15 protein-coding genes are annotated in these 17,005 nt (G+C 60.7%); 3 read left to right on the top strand and 12 right to left on the bottom strand.

Going from position 1 to position 17,005, the window contains the following annotated elements:
- Nucleotides 1-86: 86 nt before the first annotated feature.
- From D0544_RS14885 to ntrC, 3 genes are all read left to right on the top strand, one after another.
- The gene (locus tag D0544_RS14885; RefSeq protein WP_125017509.1) at nt 87-644 is read left to right on the top strand and encodes a DUF4124 domain-containing protein; all 558 of its coding nucleotides are present in this window, start codon (nt 87-89) and stop codon (nt 642-644) included.
- Nucleotides 645-857: 213 nt separating this feature from the next.
- The gene (glnL, locus tag D0544_RS14880) at nt 858-1,919 is read left to right on the top strand and encodes a nitrogen regulation protein NR(II) (protein WP_125017507.1); all 1,062 of its coding nucleotides are present in this window, start codon (nt 858-860) and stop codon (nt 1,917-1,919) included.
- A 16-nt stretch (nt 1,920-1,935) separates the two neighbouring features.
- A complete protein-coding gene (gene ntrC / locus D0544_RS14875; RefSeq protein WP_125017505.1) occupies nt 1,936-3,369 on the top strand; it encodes a nitrogen regulation protein NR(I) in 1,434 nt (477 codons plus the stop codon).
- On the opposite strand, the gene D0544_RS14870 is transcribed toward ntrC, so the two are convergent.
- From D0544_RS14870 to mshL, 12 genes are all read right to left on the bottom strand, one after another.
- Entirely contained in the window at nt 3,366-6,413 is a 3,048-nt protein-coding gene (locus D0544_RS14870) for a DUF6701 domain-containing protein (protein WP_125017503.1), read from the bottom strand. The two genes, ntrC and D0544_RS14870, sit on opposite strands and share 4 nt — an antisense overlap.
- Nucleotides 6,414-6,535: 122 nt before the next feature.
- Nucleotides 6,536-6,946 (bottom strand): pilus assembly protein MshP, encoded by a 411-nt coding sequence (locus D0544_RS14865; RefSeq protein ID WP_125017501.1) that lies wholly within the window; start codon nt 6,944-6,946, stop codon nt 6,536-6,538.
- Nucleotides 6,943-7,812, bottom strand: coding sequence for a type II secretion system protein (locus tag D0544_RS14860; RefSeq protein WP_207905899.1), 870 nt, complete (start codon nt 7,810-7,812; stop codon nt 6,943-6,945). Before D0544_RS14860 ends, D0544_RS14865 begins: the two co-directional genes overlap by 4 nt.
- Nucleotides 7,812-8,291, bottom strand: a complete 480-nt coding sequence (locus D0544_RS14855; RefSeq protein WP_207905898.1) for a type IV pilus modification PilV family protein — start codon at nt 8,289-8,291, stop codon at nt 7,812-7,814. The genes D0544_RS14860 and D0544_RS14855 overlap by 1 nt, the downstream gene beginning before the upstream one ends.
- Nucleotides 8,288-8,791, bottom strand: coding sequence for a prepilin-type N-terminal cleavage/methylation domain-containing protein (locus D0544_RS14850; RefSeq protein WP_125017499.1), 504 nt, complete (start codon nt 8,789-8,791; stop codon nt 8,288-8,290). Before D0544_RS14850 ends, D0544_RS14855 begins: the two co-directional genes overlap by 4 nt.
- 26 nt (nt 8,792-8,817) lie before the next feature.
- Nucleotides 8,818-9,276: a prepilin-type N-terminal cleavage/methylation domain-containing protein gene (locus D0544_RS17445; RefSeq protein ID WP_125017497.1), complete on the bottom strand. Its 459-nt coding sequence runs from the start codon at nt 9,274-9,276 to the stop codon at nt 8,818-8,820.
- A gap of 40 nt (nt 9,277-9,316) precedes the next feature.
- Nucleotides 9,317-9,835 (bottom strand): prepilin-type N-terminal cleavage/methylation domain-containing protein, encoded by a 519-nt coding sequence (locus D0544_RS17465; RefSeq protein WP_125017495.1) that lies wholly within the window; start codon nt 9,833-9,835, stop codon nt 9,317-9,319.
- A gap of 132 nt (nt 9,836-9,967) precedes the next feature.
- On the bottom strand, nt 9,968-11,191 hold the full coding sequence (locus D0544_RS14835; RefSeq protein ID WP_125017493.1) for a type II secretion system F family protein: 1,224 nt from the start codon (nt 11,189-11,191) through the stop codon (nt 9,968-9,970).
- Between the two features lie 3 nt (nt 11,192-11,194).
- Entirely contained in the window at nt 11,195-12,955 is a 1,761-nt protein-coding gene (locus D0544_RS14830) for a GspE/PulE family protein (protein WP_125017491.1), read from the bottom strand.
- Complete coding sequence (locus tag D0544_RS14825; RefSeq protein WP_125017489.1) at nt 12,949-14,163, bottom strand: tetratricopeptide repeat protein; 1,215 nt, start codon at nt 14,161-14,163, stop codon at nt 12,949-12,951. Before D0544_RS14825 ends, D0544_RS14830 begins: the two co-directional genes overlap by 7 nt.
- The gene (locus D0544_RS14820; protein WP_125017487.1) at nt 14,160-15,062 is read right to left on the bottom strand and encodes an ExeA family protein; all 903 of its coding nucleotides are present in this window, start codon (nt 15,060-15,062) and stop codon (nt 14,160-14,162) included. The genes D0544_RS14825 and D0544_RS14820 overlap by 4 nt, the downstream gene beginning before the upstream one ends.
- Before the next feature lie 2 nt (nt 15,063-15,064).
- Entirely contained in the window at nt 15,065-16,711 is a 1,647-nt protein-coding gene (gene mshL, locus D0544_RS14815; protein WP_125017485.1) for a pilus (MSHA type) biogenesis protein MshL, read from the bottom strand.
- Nucleotides 16,712-17,005: the final 294 nt, after the last annotated feature.

Here is a 17,005-nt window from a genome sequence, read left to right as displayed (position 1 = left end):
TTCCCTGAAAGCCCCGCCTGTCGGGGCTTTTTTGTTTCCTGGTGTAATGACTTATACTCTAGCCAGACGGTAGCGGAGACCTGCTCATGATGAAGCGACTGGTGGTTTTGATAATGGCCGGCACATTAGTGTCCACACCGACCCTGGGCGCGCAGATCTATCGCACCGTCGATCCGGCGGGTAACGTCACCTTCACGGATAACCCCCCCGAAGGGCAGGCCGCGGAAGCGGTCAAGCTGAAGCCGATGACCACCGTCTCACCGCCCGCCGTCAAACCGCTGCCCGCCTCAACCAGCAACGATAACGACAAGCCAAAGGACCAGCCCTTCAAGTACGACGCCCTGCGTATTCTCTCTCCCGAACCCGGTGAAACCATCCGCGGCGCGGGGGACTTGCAGGTGATTGCGGCCACCGAGCCCGAGATGCGCGAAAGCGACAGCGCCCGCCTGCTGATCGATGGAAAACCATTCGATAGCCGCCAGAAGAGCCTCAGCTTCGCCCTCAAGAACGTCGATCGCGGTGCCCACACCCTGGAGGTACAGGTAGTGGACGCCCGGGGCAACACCCTGATCAGCAGCCGTGTAGAAGTGTTCGTGCATCGCGCCGCCCTGGGCACGCCACCACGCCCCACCCCCCGCAACTGACCCAGTAGAAGGCAGCCCCCCAAGCTCCGCACCATAATGGTGCATTGGCGTTAATCTGCCTCTATACTGAGACCAGCCCGTGCGCCTCTGCCTCATACTGGAGCCCCGCTTGGCGGGGCCTCCCACCCGATGGGTTCAAAAGAGGGCACGCGCCATATTTTGGCTCACCTTTTGCATTTACAGAGGCAGTCACCGCTGCTTCTCTGAGGATTCATGTCCGGCCTGCATCAACAACTCCTGGAAAACCTTTCCACCGCCGTGGTGGTGGTTGATGACCGCCTCTGCGTGATCTACATGAACCCGGCAGCCGAAGCGATGATGGAGGCCAGCGATACCCGCCTCCACGGCCAACCCCTATCCGATCTGTTCGTCGAAAACCCCTCCTCCACCGATGCCCTGCTGCAGGCGATCCGCGACGCTAACCCCTTTACCAAGTGGGAAGCGGTGCTCTACCTGCACACGGGCGCGCAGCTGGAGGTGGATTACGTAGTCACCCCCCTCAACGGCGCCAACACCACGCTGGTGATAGAGCTACAACCCCGTGACCGCCTCAAACGCATCAGCCGCGAAGAGGAGATGCTCTCCAAGCAGGAGACTACCCGAACCCTGGTGCGCGGACTGGCCCACGAGATCAAGAACCCGCTGGGTGGTATTCGCGGCGCAGCGCAACTGCTTGCACGGGAGCTTGAGAACCCCGAACAGCAGGACTACACCAACATCATCATTGAGGAGGCCGACCGCCTCAGCAACCTGGTCGACAAGATGCTGGGCCCCGTCAAGCCCCCCAACATCCAGGAGCTCAATATCCACGAGCTGCTGGAGCGAGTGTGCCAACTGATCAGCGCCGAGGTGCAGGGCAACCTGCGCATAGAGCGCGACTACGACCCCAGCATTCCCGATCTCGGTGCCGACCGCGAGCAGCTTATGCAGGTGCTCCTCAACATTGCCCGCAATGCCATGCAGGCCATGGAGACCCGGGAGGACGGCCTGGCCAGCGCCTGCCTGACCCTGCGTACCCGCACCCAGCGCCAGCTTACCATTGGTAACCAGCGCCACCGGCTGGTCGCACGCATCGACCTGATTGATAACGGCCCCGGCATACCCGAGACGATCAAAGACCAGATCTTCTACCCCATGATCAGCGGGCGTGCTAACGGCACCGGCCTCGGACTCAGCATCGCCCACTCCATTATTACACGCCACCAGGGGGTGCTGGAGTGCCAGTCGGAACCGGGCCACACCTGTTTCACCATTTACCTCCCCATTTCCTGTTAGATTTTCGGAGCGGAATATGAACCAAAGCAAGGTATGGATTATCGACGATGACCGATCCATACGCTGGGTGCTGGAAAAAGCACTGCAGCAGGAAGCGATCACCACCTCCAGCTTTGAGAGTGGCGACCAGGTGATGCAGAAGATCAGCCAGACCCAGCCCGAAGTGATCATCAGTGACATCCGCATGCCAGGCATCGACGGGCTCGCGCTACTCACCCAGATCAAGGAGCAGTTTCCTGAGCTTCCGGTGATCATCATGACGGCCCATTCCGATCTTGATAGCGCGGTCGCCTCCTACCAGGGGGGCGCCTTCGAGTACCTGCCCAAACCCTTCGACGTCGATGAAGCCACCAGTCTGGTCAAGCGAGCGCTCACCCATGCCCGGGAAAACCAGGCTCAACAGGCTGAGCCACAGGCAATGGCGACCCCGGAAATCATTGGTGAAGCACCGGCGATGCAGGAGGTGTTTCGAGCCATCGGACGGCTTTCCCAGTCCAACATCACCGTCTTGATCAACGGTGAATCGGGCACCGGTAAGGAGCTGGTTGCCCACGCCCTTCACCGTCACAGCCCACGCAGGGAAAAGCCCTTTATTGCTCTCAACATGGCAGCCATCCCCAAGGACCTGATGGAATCAGAGCTCTTTGGACATGAAAAAGGGTCATTTACAGGAGCGGCCGGACAGCGCCAGGGGCGTTTCGAACAGGCCGATGGCGGTACGCTTTTCCTCGATGAGATTGGTGATATGCCGGCCGAGACCCAGACCCGCCTGCTGCGCGTTCTGGCAGACGGCGAGTTCTATCGGGTGGGTGGCCATACGCCGGTCAAGGTGGATGTTCGCATCATTGCCGCCACTCACCAGAACCTTGAGTCGCTGGTTAAGGAGGGAAGCTTCAGGGAGGATCTGTTCCATCGCCTCAATGTGATCAGAGTTCATATTCCAAAACTCAGTGACCGGCGTGAGGATATCCCCTTGCTGATGCGTCACTTTCTTAACCGAGCAGCCAAGGAGCTGGCGGTTGAACCCAAGCTACTGAAACCGGAAACCGAGGAGTACCTTCGTAACCTGGCCTGGCCCGGTAACGTGCGCCAGCTCGAAAACACCTGCCGCTGGATCACCGTGATGGCCTCCGGTCGCGAGGTGCTGATTTCCGACCTGCCGCCGGAGCTGACTGAGCAGGGGGAGCAGTCCACCACCACCAACAACTGGGAACAGGCCCTGCGCAACTGGGCCGACCAGGAGCTCAGCAAGGGCAACAGCGGCCTGCTCGACAGCGCCGTTCCCAGTTTTGAACGCATTATGATCGACGCCGCCCTGCGCCACACGGCGGGCCGACGCCGGGACGCTGCCCTGCTGCTGGGCTGGGGGCGAAACACCCTGACCCGCAAGATCAAGGAGCTGGGCATGAACGGGGCCGAGGTGGACAGCGATAGCGAGGCCGAACTTTAGCGGTAGACCTCCCGGCGGTAGATCACTGGCTCCTCTCCCCTAAAGATGCCAAAGGTCGCCGTTGCGCTGGGATTAGCCGCTACCCCCAGGGTAAACCAGTCGTACAACAACCAGTCGCTCGCTGGCGGGGCCTGCAGGGTCACCCGCACCGAGCCCTCGTTACCTATACCCGGCGCACTCAGGTTCAGCGCACCCACGCCCGCAACAAGCCCGGGCCAGGCCGGTGCGGTTTCACCACTGACCAGATTACCGCTGTAGTCCGACAGGCTAATGCTATACACCCCTGCCGCCGGGGCGACGGACAGCTCGGTGCAGCCATCCGCCGCATTGGTGACAAAGCCATACTGGCCAGCCACCTGATCCCATTGCTCCACCCTCACCGGCAGATTGACTGGCAAAATTTCCGGGCCATAGGCCGGCTCTATGACCAGGCGACCAAAGCGGATCTGGGTGCCCGTGATAGCGCTGAGACTGAACCCCTCACAGCTCGCCCCCGCACCGGCGACACCCCGGTAGCAGGTGCCATCCGCATCCGTCAGGTCGCTGGCCGCCAGCTCCAGCGCCAGGCGTGCCGAGAAGGGGATATCGCTGGCGCCGGGGCGAAGGGAACGCTTATCGTAACTGAGCCGCTCCCCACTGATGCTGAGGCTACCGATACCGTCGAGGTCGTTATCACCGGCCAGGGTCACCATCGCTCCACTGCTGTCGACCTGCAGGTCCCCTCCCTGCCCCGCTTCATCACTATAAGTTCTCGCCGCCAGCGTACCGGCCAACTTCCACAGTTCATTGCCGTAATTGCGGGTAATCGAGTTCACCCGGCTGAATGCGGTCAGGGTGATCTCTGGGTCCGTCTGAAAGCCAAACGGCTGTCCCTGGTAAGTAAAAGCGCAGGCCCAGCCCCCGTCTCCGTTGCGGAGCACCGGTACATTGCTGCCGAGCCCGTAATAGGCGGGCACAAACCGGCCAACCGCCACGGGGCTGCGTACAATGGCTGCGGTTTCCAACGTGCCGATACCCAGGTAGTCACCATCCTCAATACGCGCCTGCAGCGAAATGGAGCCCACCTCATCCCAGCGTTGCTGTCCGCTGTAGAGTCCTCCACTGACCGCCCCGGAGAGACTGACCAGCCCGGGATCGACACCACCTAAAGGCTGTAATAGCGCAGTATCAAAGCCAACCCCCTCTCCTTCACCACCAAAACTCGGGGTCATGTCACCCTCGGCATCCAGCGACTGCACCTCCAGCGCCATGGGCTCACCCGCAGCAAGAAACAGGGGATCAGCGGGGGATACCAGGGTCGGGGGCTGGGGGGCGGGATTGAGATTAGCCCCATTGGCCGCTTCTGCCACCCGGGTCAGCCGCAGCTCATAGGGACGAACCACAACGCCCTCTGTCTCCCCCCGAATCGGTAAGGTGCCCTCACGGGCTCCGATACGCAGTTCGCCCACATCCTTGTAATTGAGGTTAACCAGCCTGGCCTGACCCCGGGTAAATTCGATGCCATGCACGGTGGCGGATGGCTCGCCATCACCTAAGGGAGTTCCATCCAGGGTCACCCGCCGTGGTCCGGCCACGGGGACTACCCGCTCGATCCACAGGTTCAGGTTTTTTATCCCCTCATAGGACTCGATCACACCACACCGGGGGTCCTCTTCAGTTTGCCCGAAAGCGGCGATGTGGAGCTCGAAATCAACCGCCGCTACCTGGGTCGGAATCCGTTTATCGATGGGTGCCGACGGCGGGTTGGGCAGGGCGGTCGCGGTGAGGGTAAAACCGTTCGGCGAGAAGTCGATCGCCCCGGAGCTGGCATCATCACGGATACCCGTATCATCGCTCTGGTAAACCAGCAGCGTTACACTGGCCGCTAACGGCAACAGGGGGGTGCCGTCATTGTAGGTCAATCTGAACTCGGCGACGCCGAGGTCAGCGGCCACGAACTGGTAGGTGGCGACCCCATTATCGGCGGCTCCGTTGGCAAAACTGCCTCCCCCCGCCAGCAGGCTCCACTCACCCCGTCCACTCTGGGTATCGAGGGTGATGCTGCCGGTATAATCATCCACCAGATCGTCCAGCAGGTCTCGGGCACTGACGGTTACGTTCACCCCGCCACTGTCACAGAAGATGGCACTGGTAACATGCTGCAGCTTAAAGTGATCGACGGCGGAGCCCACCCCGGGACAAAGCGCTCCCCAGTCAATACGACCCAGCGCCGCGGCGTCGTAGGTATAGAGACCCTCACGCTGGAGAGTTAAACCGGCACCCGCTATGGCGCCAACATTAACGCTGCCGCCACCAAGACTGGCGGTCCCCTGCGCATAGAGAATTCCGCTCAGGGTCGTCTCCCGCCCCGAGCTGATATCACCATAGCCATAAAGCAGTAGCTGGCTGGCATCGCCGCCGCTACCCATCGCCGGCGAGTTGAACCGCGTTCTATCGCCGATGGCCAGGTCGTTTTCAACAAACAGGCGAGCGGTACCTGAGCCGATCACATTGAGTTCAACATCCTCGGCCACCAGCCAGTCGCTGATCCAGTAGTCGCCTGCCACCAGATTCAAGCGGGCACCCGCCTGGAGATCCAGCAGGTTGATCCGGTACTCGGTGTGATTCGGGCTCAGGTTGAGAGTGGCCCCCGCCCCCACCACTACCCGGTCGAACTGAAAATCACTGCCGCTGCCGAGGATCCCATTGCTCCCGGCGGCAACACTGAGATTACCGCCTGCGCCCGAACTTCGGTGATCGTCAAACGGTCCGGGATCCAGCTGCGCAACCGCCTGGTTATTCGGCTGGCAGTGCTGGGTCGTGCAACTCAGCTCGGTCGACTGGTTTTGAACCTGAATCCTACGGGCGAAGAGAAAGGGGTCGCTGGGGTTGGTCAGGCGCGCATCACGCCCAAACATAATGCGCCCTACGCTACCATTGCCCAGCGTGTGGGCCTGCATGGCATTGGGGAAGCTCGCAGCACACTGGGAGACAAGCAAAGGTGCTGTCGAGGCCATCATCGATAGCAGGCTGGATCCGAGGTTTCCACTGGCAGCGCCGACCATCCCAGCAGTCCATTGATAACGGTTATCCGCCCCCGAAACCATTGAGGAAAGCAGCCACAGGCACAGCAGCAACCATCGCTTGCCAGCACAAAATTTATGGGGTTGCGCGCATAGCTTCATCGTCAATCCCGAGTAATGATCGCTTCAATCTGCCGGTAGACATAGTCGGGAGAGCTGGTATAGCTGCCATAGCTGGCTTCGGAAACGATGCGATACACCCTCACCTGACGAGTCCCTTCCTGAAAAGTCCCCTGCAATATACACCGGCTTTGAACGCTGAAGCCATTCAAGCCCGCGGCGGTCAGCGCCAGGTTGGCGTTGCTGCAACTGTTGGCACCCAGCACCCGGTGAGCCTGAAACTCGATACCGGCTCGCGCGGCCTGAAAGGCCCGGGCACTCAACAGTCCCATATCGGTCGTTGCGGCCTGCACCCCCATCAGCCGCGCCATAAAGGTGATCGCCAAGGCCACCACAATGACCAGAAACATCATAGCCACCAGTGAAAATCCTCGCTCCTTGTGATGGGCTATCATGGCGAATTATCCACGTGTACCTGGTGCAGCAACGAGATACTTTCCCCACCCAGCGAGAGTGTTAATGAAAGGGTCAGCAGGCCCCGCCCCTGATTACTCAAGCCCGCATCATAGGTAAAACTGCACCCTGTCACATGCTGGGTCAATAGCGCCTCACTGGCCGCCGACAAAGGGGGGAGTGATCCGCTCACCGGCTGCGATGGCTGTAAGCCATACCCCGTGTAGCGTCGAATCTGCCCCCCCTCGCAGAGATAGCTGATCGGCTGGTCCACGACGTAGACACGCCGCTGCGGGGAGGGGAGGGCAAATTGAAAGGGGGGATTGATGGTCACCAGGGCCCCTCCACTGAGGGTCGCCCCGGAGGGGGAGATCACATGGCTGCCCGCGACCGGTAAAGGCCCCGGACTCGGACCCGCATACACGTTGGCCCCGGGCAAGGGGTTCCCGCCCGCGTCCCGGGCCCCCAGATTGTAGATCACCAGCCGCCCTCCGGGGGGGACTGACAGGGTTCCCAACACATCGAAGCCGCCATCGGGGGCAGCAAAATCGAGGGGGTCGCCACCACCGGAGCCGTCCGGCTCCGCACGGTAGCGCGCGCCAGCCACCACATTCACCATCTCCAGCGCCCGACCGCTACTCACCCGCAGGCTATTGGGTAGCGCGCTGCGCACATCGCGAGCCATGATCTGCAGTGCCGACTCCGCCACATCCACCAGTTCCGCCCGCCGTGCGCTATCGACATAGTGCTCCATGGGGCGGGTCAACACCGTAGAGACCAGGGCTAACACGGCACCACTGAGGGCGATCACCATCACCATCTCAATCAGGGTGAAGCCCCTTGGAAGCGTCAGTCCAGGGCCCTGCATCAGTAGCGTGTCCTGTAGCCAGTGAGTAACACCGCCGTACCATCCGGTGGTGTCACCTCCACCTCAACCCGTAGCACATCGCTGGCCGCCAGACCCTGCCAGGGGGTGGGGGTAACCCTTACTGAAATCCGGTAGAGCCCCAGTAATGCAATGGCATTGCCATTGGCATCGACCGCGCCCGTATCGAGCAGGCCATCGTAATCGCAGACATTATCAAACAGCGTTCTGCTCGCGGCCGGAGGACCGGCACAGGGACTGGCCGAAGGAGCCAGGCCGGGATCGACAAAGGGCTGGAGATAGATTTCATCCATATAAGCGGTTGCAATGGCCTGTGCCTGCTGGCGCAGCATGGGGTCGGCGTTGCGCCCACCGATGGTGGCCATGGCCCCCAGCAGCGCCGCCGCGGCAATACCCCCGATGACGATGCTGATCACCAACTCGATCAGGGTCAGCCCCTGTTGCTGTCGAAAGCTCCTCATCGCGCAAAGCCGGTCGTGCAGTCGACCCTTAAGGTGCGCAGGTCCGCCCCACTGCCCACCGTAATCACCTGGTCACCACTGCTGCAACCGCTCAGCCCCCCGACACTGGTGAACTCAAGAGTGGCGGCCGTGACCGTCACACCATCGGGGTTGCTGTTAGTAAAGGCATCATAGGTGGAGGGGTGCAGCACGTTGCTGGTCGCGGGGTAGCTGGTAGCCCCCCCCGAGAGGCAGTTGCTGTCCTTGCGCAGGGCAAAGCCGCCCGCACCGACACTCACCTGTACCCGGCAACCGGATGCCAACGCCAGCTTCTGGCCATAACGCAGGCCGGACAGCAGGTCGTCGGCAAAAAAGCGTTGCTGGTAAACGCTGGTGGTAAAAAAGCGCGGCAGGGCAATCGCTGCCACCACGCCCAGAATCACGACCACCATCGTGAGTTCAATCAGGGTATAGCCCCCGACAGGCCGGGACCCCTGGTTGTGCCCCGGTCGCTGCCTCATGCAAGCCCCCCTAACTAACCAGGCGGTTAATCACAATTGGTCAGTGTTGCAACCACCGTAGGCGCAGCGCCTGCAGCCGCTTCCTGATAGGTAAACTGGCAGGTGGCCGGCGTAGTGGCTCCATTTGCCTGAATGGTTACCGTGCCCGCTGCAGGGGTTGCCGGTTTGATACTATAGTCCGAAGCATCAATCTGGGCCGCCAGGAGGATAGAAGCCTCGGTCGGATAACCATTGGTAATAGCGATTGCAGTACCTTCCAGCGTGACCGAAGCGGGATTATTGCCATCGGCAAGATAGGCCGAGTGGGCAATCGCCGCGGCTGAACGCACTGCACCCAGAGCACCGTTCATAGAGGCCGCTCGTGCATCCCCACCCAGGTCCGCAAAGCGCGGCAAGGCAAAGGCCGACAGGATACCGAGGATCACGATCACGATGATCAGCTCGATCAGGGTAAAACCCTGCTGTTGGGTATTCACTTGTTTCATGGTTTCTTCCGCCTTCTCTTAGGAAATAAAATAGTTAGAGCTAGTTGATGGTGGTCACCACCGACCCATTCAGTGAGTTGTAGATAATGGTGTGGTTACGATTATCCGGTTGATAGGTAAAGGTGCACTGACCGCCGGCGGCCGTCACCAGATAATCGGTTCCGGCGCCGGTTGATACCGTGGGCGCCGAGCCCTGCAATACCGATTGCCACACCTGGATGCACCGATTGGCATCGGGATCCCCATTGTTACCGTCGGTGGAGACCGGCCAGCCACTGGTGTTGGTGCAGACGTTGCCGGCGCCAAAGCCTTTGAGATTGCAGACTGCCCCCTGGGTCTGGTTGGTCATCCACTGGGCACGCACCAGCAGTACCGCAGAAGCGAGGGCACCGCCGGTGCCCCGCACGGCGTTTTCGTGGGCGGAATCGGCGACCTCAATAAAGCGTGGCAGGGCAACCGCGGCAAGAATGCCTAAAATGGTGACCACCACGATCAGCTCGATCAGGGTAAACCCCCGCTGACCCGGTAGCGCTCGCCCGCCTGAACAGTCCCTATCCATTCGCTCTCCCGAGCCCGTACTCCCGGGCTAAACCGCCACCAGGACTCAGACTCATTTTTAACTAAATCACCCAACCCTCTGTATTACCTGAACTATGTCATAAAGCGTATAGCAAAAAAAGGCGGGCACCTGTTAGTTTCTGACCACTGCCCCCAACTCCCATACCGGCAGGAAGACGCCCAGCGCCAAAATCAGCACCATCACCCCCAGGGCGACGATCAGGATCGGCTCGATGGCATCGGCCAGGCGGCGCAGATCATAATCCACCTCCTGGTCATAAAAGTCCGCCACCTCCTCAAACAACTCATCAATGGCACCGGTCTCCTCTCCCACCGCCAGCATCTGCAGTACCAGCGGGCTAAACAGCTGGGTATTGGCGGCGGTCCGGAGCAGCGACTCCCCCCGCTCAACCCCGTTGCGCATACTTTCGATACCGGCCCCTATATGTTTATTGCCCACCGTACGCGCCACGATACCCAGCACCTGCATCATCGGCACCCCCGCGCTCACCATCATCGAGAAGGTGCGCGCAAAACGGCCGAGGGCGATACGCTCAAAGATGGGCCCCACCAGTGGCAGCCGCAACCGATAGCGATCCCAGCGTAATGCCCCCGCCTCGGTCTGCAGGTAGCGCCAACCTGCCACCCCCGCCGCCGCCATCACCAGCAACATCAGCCACCAGTAGTGGACAAAAAAATTGGAGGTAGCAATCAGCACCAGGGTTGGCCAGGGCAGGTCCGCACCCAGCTTTGCAAACACCGATGAGAAGGAGGGGATCACCAGAAAATTGACCACAGCCAGGGCCACCGCCATCGCAACCACCACCAGCATGGGATAACGGGTGGCCTGCTTGATGCGCTTGCGGGTTTCGCGCTCCATCTCCAGGTATTCCGAGAGCTGGTGAAACGCGCGGTCGAGCCGACCGGTATTTTCACCAACATGGATCATGTTGATGAACATGGGACTGAACACCCGCGGATGCTGCTGCAACGCCCCGGCCAGAGACATCCCCGACTCCAGGTCATCCGCCACCCTTCCAAGCACCTCGGCCAGCAAGGGGGATCGAGCCGAGTTCTGCAGCCCTCTCATTGCACGGATAATCGGCACCCCTGCCTTGGTCAGGCTGTACATCTGGCGACTGAAGATCACCAGCTCATCCAGCTCTACCCGGCGCTTGGCAAACAGCTGCTCAAGGCGAATCCCGCCCCCCGACGAGGACGCCACCTCAACAATGGCGAGGGGAACGATCTGCTCCGCACCCAGCTGCCGGGCGACCACATCTGCCGAAGGCGCTTCCCGCTCTCCGCTGACCTCAGCTCCCTGGGCATCCCGGCCTCGCCAGCTAAAGTTCGCCACCCTTTATTCCTCCCCGGCCAAGGCCAGATCTCCCAGCCCCACATCATCGGCCAGGGTGGCGGACACCCGGAACACCTCCTCGGCACTGGTCACCCCTTCAAGGGCGTAATCCAGCGCTCCCAGCACCAGCGGCCGATACTCCGGCGCCGCTGAGGCGGCAGCAATGAAAGCATTCTGGTCATTGCCTCGCAGCGCATCAACCATTCGGTAGTCCAGCTCCAGCAATTCGTAGATACCGACCCGTCCACGATAGCCGCTGTTGTTGCAATGATGGCAGCCGCGCCCCTTGTAAAGGGTCGCATGGGTGATATCAATCTCGCCCGCGACCGCCTGCAGCTGCCGCTGCTCGCGAGGGGAGAGGCTGGCAGGTTCCTTACAGTTAGCGCACAGCCGTCGCACCAGGCGCTGGGCGAGCACAGCATTCAGTGCCGTCGCCACCAGAAAGGGCTCCACCCCCATGTCAATCAGGCGCAAGGCACTGGTCAGGGCATCGTTGGTGTGCAAGGTAGACAGCACCAGGTGGCCTGTCATCGCAGCACGCAGGGCAATTTCGGCGGTATCCTGATCCCGGATCTCACCCACCAACACGATGTCAGGATCCTGCCGCAGGGCACTGCGCAAAACACGAGAAAAGCTCAAGCCTATCTGCTCATTAACCTGAACCTGGTTGATCCGTGGAAGCCTGTACTCAACCGGGTCTTCAACCGTGATGATTTTTTTATCGGGGGTATTGAGCTCACTGATGCCCGCATAGAGTGAAGTGGTTTTTCCGCTACCGGTAGGTCCGGTCACCAGCACCATACCGTAGGGACGGGTCAGCAGGGTCCTGAAGCGACGAAGCATGGCGTTAGGCATGCCCAGCTTTTCCATGGAAAAGACCCCTTCACTCTGATCCAGCAGCCGCATAACAACCGACTCACCATGCTGGACCGGCATGGTGGACAAGCGGACGTCGATATTTCTCCCCTTGACGCGAATGTTGAAGCGCCCATCCTGGGGTAAACGCTTTTCCGAAATATCGAGCCCCGACATCACCTTTAATCGCAACACCAGCGCCGATGCCACCCGTTTCTCTTTCATCACCTGTTCATCCAGCACGCCATCAATCCGCTGGCGTATCCGCACCACATTTTCATCGGGCTCGATATGAATGTCCGAGGCGTGAACCTGTATGGCGTCCTCAAAAAGGGTCTGCAGCAAGCGCACCACCGGCGCATCACCGGCGTTATCCGTAATCCCCATCTGGCTGAGATCAAAATCACCATCCTGCAGGTCATCTTCAATCTCACCCGCCAGGGAGGCGATCTCACCACTTTTACGATAGGCCGCATCGAGCGCCTGCAACACCTCCGACTCACGCACCACCGCTAGTTTGATATTGCCCCCCAGAATCCGGCGCAGCTCATCCTGCGCGAACAGGTCCAGCGGATCGGCCATACCCACCAACAGGCCATCGGGGTTATCGGAGAGCACCAGGGCTCGGTAACGGCGGGCATGCACCTCCGGCAGCCGCTGAATCAAGGCGTTGTCAAACTTGAAGAAACGCAGGTCCACAAAGGGTATCTGCAGCTGCTCGGAAAACACCTTGAGCAGCTTCTCCTCTTCGATAAAGCCCATGTCTACTATGGTTCGACCCAGTTTGATTCCGGTGCGCTTCTGCTGTTGCAGCGCCAGCTCCAGCTGGGCCTCACTGATCAGCTGGTGCTGAACCAGAAGGTCACCCAAACGCAGCCGTCGAGCCGCTGGTGCGCCCTGCTCTACCATGATTCCACCTCCATCCGTTGCAGCCTCTCAAGCTGTTGCCGCGCGTAGTCACGGCCCTGCGGATCCACATCGGTCATCACCAGCGTTTTCTGGTAATTGATTCGCGCCTGTTGGTAATTACCCCTGTGATCCTGGGCAATCGCCAGCCCCAGTAGCCAGCGCCCATTGGCACCCTGCAAACGAAGCAGCTGCTGGTAGGTCTGTTCGCTGGCGGCATAGTCACCGAGAAACTGTTGTACCGCCGCCTCGGTGGTGTAGTAATCGAGGGCATCGGCCATGGTGGGACGCTGGGCCGCCAACACCCGAGCTGCTTCGGTATAGTCCCCTGCGCGCATAAAGCTATAGGCTAACGCCAGCCGATAGGGGTGGTGGTTGGGTAGCAGCGCCAACCCCTGCTCCATCAGGATGCGGGCGGCAACCGGGTCATGGGAAAGCAGGCTTTTAGCCAGCATCAAGCGCAACCGGTGCCGCCCCGGATCCGCCTCCAGCTCGCGCTGCATTGCGCGTTCTGCTTCCTGCTGGCGGCCGGCCTCCAGTAACGCTCGTGCCGCCACCAGTAACTGCTCCTCAGAGCGGCGGGCGTTAACGATGGTCGAGCGAGGGAGTTCCTCTTGAGCCGGGGCCGGGCGCGGCGCTGTTGCTTTCGGCGTCGCCGTCGTGGCTTTACCCGCCACCGCTGCGGGCGTTGTTGACTCAGGGGTCAGGGTGGCTAACGCGGGCGCGGCAGCCTTGGCTACCGGTTCGCTGGGGGCCTCTGCCACCTGCGGTGCCTGGGGAGGCGGTGCGGGGCTCGGCACGGGCGCATTGGCCGTAGGGTTTTCAATAGTTTCGGCCTGAGGTGGGGACTCTTGTGTCGGCGCCTGCGCGGGCCCCGCCACTCTTTCCTTCGAGGCTTCCGGCAGGTCTGCCACGGCCTCGGGCTCAGCCGCTGGCCGATCCTGGGGCTGAAGTTGGGGCGGCGCCGAGGCCGGTGCCGCCACCCGCGCCCCGGCATCGAAGGTTGCCGTTTGAGTCAGCGACAGCCCATACAGCGCAGCACCAACCAGGGCGACCCCAAGCGCACCCAGCCCCCAGTAGCCCGGGCGCTGGTACCAGCGCCGATGGCTGGCGGGGGATTCAAACAGCTGCCCGACCCGATCACGGGCCGGGCTATCGGCCGCGGCGTTGCGTTCATCCAGGTCCCGCAACATATCGTTGATCAGGCTCATAGCATCCCCCGGTATAAAACGCCGGCCAGCAGTGCCAGCGCCAGGGTCACTCCCCCCGCCAGCCACAGTATGCCAGTGCCCTGCCTGACGGCCTCCTCGGTATCCTTAATGGCGCGGCTCACATGGCGCACGGCGATCTTTCGGTCCCCCTTGCCATAGGCCGCCATCATCGACTTGTTGCAGAGGATATTAACCAGGCGGGGAATGCCGGAGGAGGCGCGATAAATCCGCTTCAGGGCCGCCGGCTCAAACAGCCCCTCTCCGTTATACCCGGCTACGGTCAAACGGTGGTTAACATAGTGGCCGATGTTGCCCTGAACAATGGGCATTAGCCGGTAGCTGAAGGTGATACGCTGGCGCAACTGGCGCATCTCCTTGCCCTGCAGCAGTTCATCCAGCTCGGGCTGCCCGAACAGCACCACCTGTAACAGCTTGCGCTTCTCCGTTTCCAGGTTGGTGATCAGGCGCAGCGACTCCAGGGTGTCGCGTCCCATACTTTGGGCTTCATCCACCAGCAGCACTACCCGCTGATTGCCACGGGCAAGCTCAATCAACCGATAAAAGATGCGCTCCCTAAGGTCGTGGGGATTATCCAGCTTCAGGTTATTCAGCCCCAGTTCCTTAGCCAACGCCATGAGCAGCTCACGACCGTTCAGCTCAGGGCTCGGTAAATAGGCCACGACAAAACCCTGTGAATCGAGCTCCTTCATCAGCTGGCGACAGATCAGCGTCTTCCCGGTGCCCACCTCACCCACAATCTTTACAAACCCCTCTCCCTGGGAGAGAGCAACCTGGAGCAGGTTCATGCACTCCTGATGACTGCTCAGGTTCACCATAAAATCGGTGTTGGGGGTGAGGGCAAAAGGCTGTTCGCGGAGCCCGAAAAATTGCTGGTACATGACTAGAATTTAAGCAACTTGTTCACGCGGGCATTGCTTCTCCTCAGGTCACGGTTGAAGGTACCGATTTCAACCACCTGCGGCTTAAGCAAAATCACCAGCTCGCTCTTCACAAAGGATGACTGGCGCTGCTGGAACAGGTATCCGATACCGGGGAGGTCTCCCAGCACCGGCGTTTTAGCCACATCGGTTTTCTCATAGGTTTTCATTAACCCACCGATCACTACCACCTGCCCGCTTTCGGCACGCACAATACTGTCGGATTCACGAATGGTGCTAAAGGCCAGGGGCAGGGTGACCGAGGCATCACCCACCGAGATGGTCTTGTTCTGGTCCACCACATCGGAGACCGAAGGGTGGATATGCAAAATCACCTCCTGGTCCTCGGCGATCTGCGGTGTCACATCCAGCGCAATACCAGAGAAGAAGGGGGTCAGGGTGACATCCGGCACCGTGGTACTGCCGGCGCTGGTGGTCGAGGTGGTGGTGGAAAAGTCGGTGACGAAGAACTCATCGTTGCCCACCTTGATGACGGCCTTCTGGTTGTTGACGGTGGAGATGCGCGGGCTGGAGAGCACGTCGACATTGCCCTGGGTTTCCAGCAGGTCAATGGCCGCCGTAAAGTCGCCCAGATCCAACACACCGGAAAACACCCCTCCCAGGCCGTTCCCGCCTCTGGAGATATCGGTATTACTGAAAGGGACCGCCCCCTGGCCGAAGGAGATATCCTTGCTGCCCGGCGTGAAGACTGCGTTCCATTCGATGCCGGAACGGAAGCCGTCGTTCAACTCCACTTCGATAATTTTGGCTTCCAGCAGCACCTGGCGCTGAAGGCTGTCTTCTGCCACGTTAAGAAAGGCCTCCACCCCCCTCAACTCCTGGCTCCCCGCCCGCACCACCAGCACACCGGCCTGGGGGTTGGTCACCACCCGGTGCTCCGGGTGGTCACCGATAATCATCTGCACCATAGCCGTCATTTCGCTCCAGAGGTCGGTATTGGAGGTGGTTTTGATCTCGGCGCTGTTGATGGTGTCGCCGCGGTTATCTCGGGAGATGGTGTTGCTGGCGTTGTTGTTGCTGGCATTTTCGCTGTTGCGGTTGCTGGCATTGGACACCTGTCCACTGCTGACCGAGGTGGTTGAGGAGCCCGCACGCTTGATATTCAGGTAATCGAGCCGATAGATCCGCGTCTGCACCTGGGCCGGCAACACCTGGTAACCGTAATCATTGCGACGGTAATCGTAGCCATAGGTGTCTCGTACCGCCGATAACACCTGCTCCAGTGAGACGTCGCTGAGCATCAGGCTGACCTCGCCCTCCAGCAGAGGGCTGACCACAATATTCTGCTGGCTGCCCTCCATCAGCCCCATGAAAAAATCCCTGGCGGGCATATTTTTCACCGCGATATCAAAACGGTCACCCGCCTCCCCCAACGGAATGTCCAGCTCCGGCAGCAAGGCATTTCGAACCTCCGCCGGCGGTTCGGGCGGTCGCAGGCGGGTGTCAACATAGGCGTCGGAGTCAGCACGGACCTCGCTCATCTGGCGCTCGGTCTCCTGCTTGGTGTACGCCGAATTTTGCAGGTTGGCGCACCCCGCCAACAACACCATTAGCACTCCAAACGCGCCCCATCGCAGTCTGCCACTCATTTTGAAGAACCTTTTTTCACGACTGTCTGACCAGCCATTTCCAATACCCTAGGGCCTGCGCCAGTCTCCAGCACAACCCGCCACTGTTCGATCCTGATAATCCTCGCCCCCGCAACCTGCTCACCTTCTCGGTAGAGCCGCCCTCCGATCACCGCCGTGCGATCCTGACCACGGATCATCACCGACTGTAGTTGCAGGGTTACCTGGGGGCGATTCACTGTCGGGGTCTCCGCAGCCGGCGGCCGTGTCGGGTCAACCGCTGCACTGCCGAGCAGGGGAACCAACAACAAGCCC

The organism is Aestuariirhabdus litorea (assembly GCF_003864255.1).
In the GTDB taxonomy this organism is placed as follows: domain Bacteria; phylum Pseudomonadota; class Gammaproteobacteria; order Pseudomonadales; family Aestuariirhabdaceae; genus Aestuariirhabdus; species Aestuariirhabdus litorea.
This window is presented reverse-complemented; position numbering and strand designations above follow the sequence as displayed.

Excerpts from the sequence above, each read along its gene's own strand:
- D0544_RS14885 (WP_125017509.1), top strand. The coding sequence starts at position 87 with ATGATGAAGCGACTGGTGGTTTTGATAATGGCCGGCACATTAGTGTCC.
- glnL (WP_125017507.1), top strand. The coding sequence starts at position 858 with ATGTCCGGCCTGCATCAACAACTCCTGGAAAACCTTTCCACCGCCGTG.
- ntrC (WP_125017505.1), top strand. The coding sequence starts at position 1,936 with ATGAACCAAAGCAAGGTATGGATTATCGACGATGACCGATCCATACGC.
- D0544_RS14870 (WP_125017503.1), bottom strand. The coding sequence starts at position 6,413 with ATGGTCGGCGCTGCCAGTGGAAACCTCGGATCCAGCCTGCTATCGATG.
- D0544_RS14865 (WP_125017501.1), bottom strand. The coding sequence starts at position 6,946 with ATGATAGCCCATCACAAGGAGCGAGGATTTTCACTGGTGGCTATGATG.
- D0544_RS14860 (WP_207905899.1), bottom strand. The coding sequence starts at position 7,812 with ATGCAGGGCCCTGGACTGACGCTTCCAAGGGGCTTCACCCTGATTGAG.
- D0544_RS14855 (WP_207905898.1), bottom strand. The coding sequence starts at position 8,291 with ATGAGGAGCTTTCGACAGCAACAGGGGCTGACCCTGATCGAGTTGGTG.
- D0544_RS14850 (WP_125017499.1), bottom strand. The coding sequence starts at position 8,791 with ATGAGGCAGCGACCGGGGCACAACCAGGGGTCCCGGCCTGTCGGGGGC.
- D0544_RS17445 (WP_125017497.1), bottom strand. The coding sequence starts at position 9,276 with ATGAAACAAGTGAATACCCAACAGCAGGGTTTTACCCTGATCGAGCTG.
- D0544_RS17465 (WP_125017495.1), bottom strand. The coding sequence starts at position 9,835 with ATGGATAGGGACTGTTCAGGCGGGCGAGCGCTACCGGGTCAGCGGGGG.
- D0544_RS14830 (WP_125017491.1), bottom strand. The coding sequence starts at position 12,955 with ATGGTAGAGCAGGGCGCACCAGCGGCTCGACGGCTGCGTTTGGGTGAC.
- D0544_RS14825 (WP_125017489.1), bottom strand. The coding sequence starts at position 14,163 with ATGAGCCTGATCAACGATATGTTGCGGGACCTGGATGAACGCAACGCC.
- D0544_RS14820 (WP_125017487.1), bottom strand. The coding sequence starts at position 15,062 with ATGTACCAGCAATTTTTCGGGCTCCGCGAACAGCCTTTTGCCCTCACC.
- mshL (WP_125017485.1), bottom strand. The coding sequence starts at position 16,711 with ATGAGTGGCAGACTGCGATGGGGCGCGTTTGGAGTGCTAATGGTGTTG.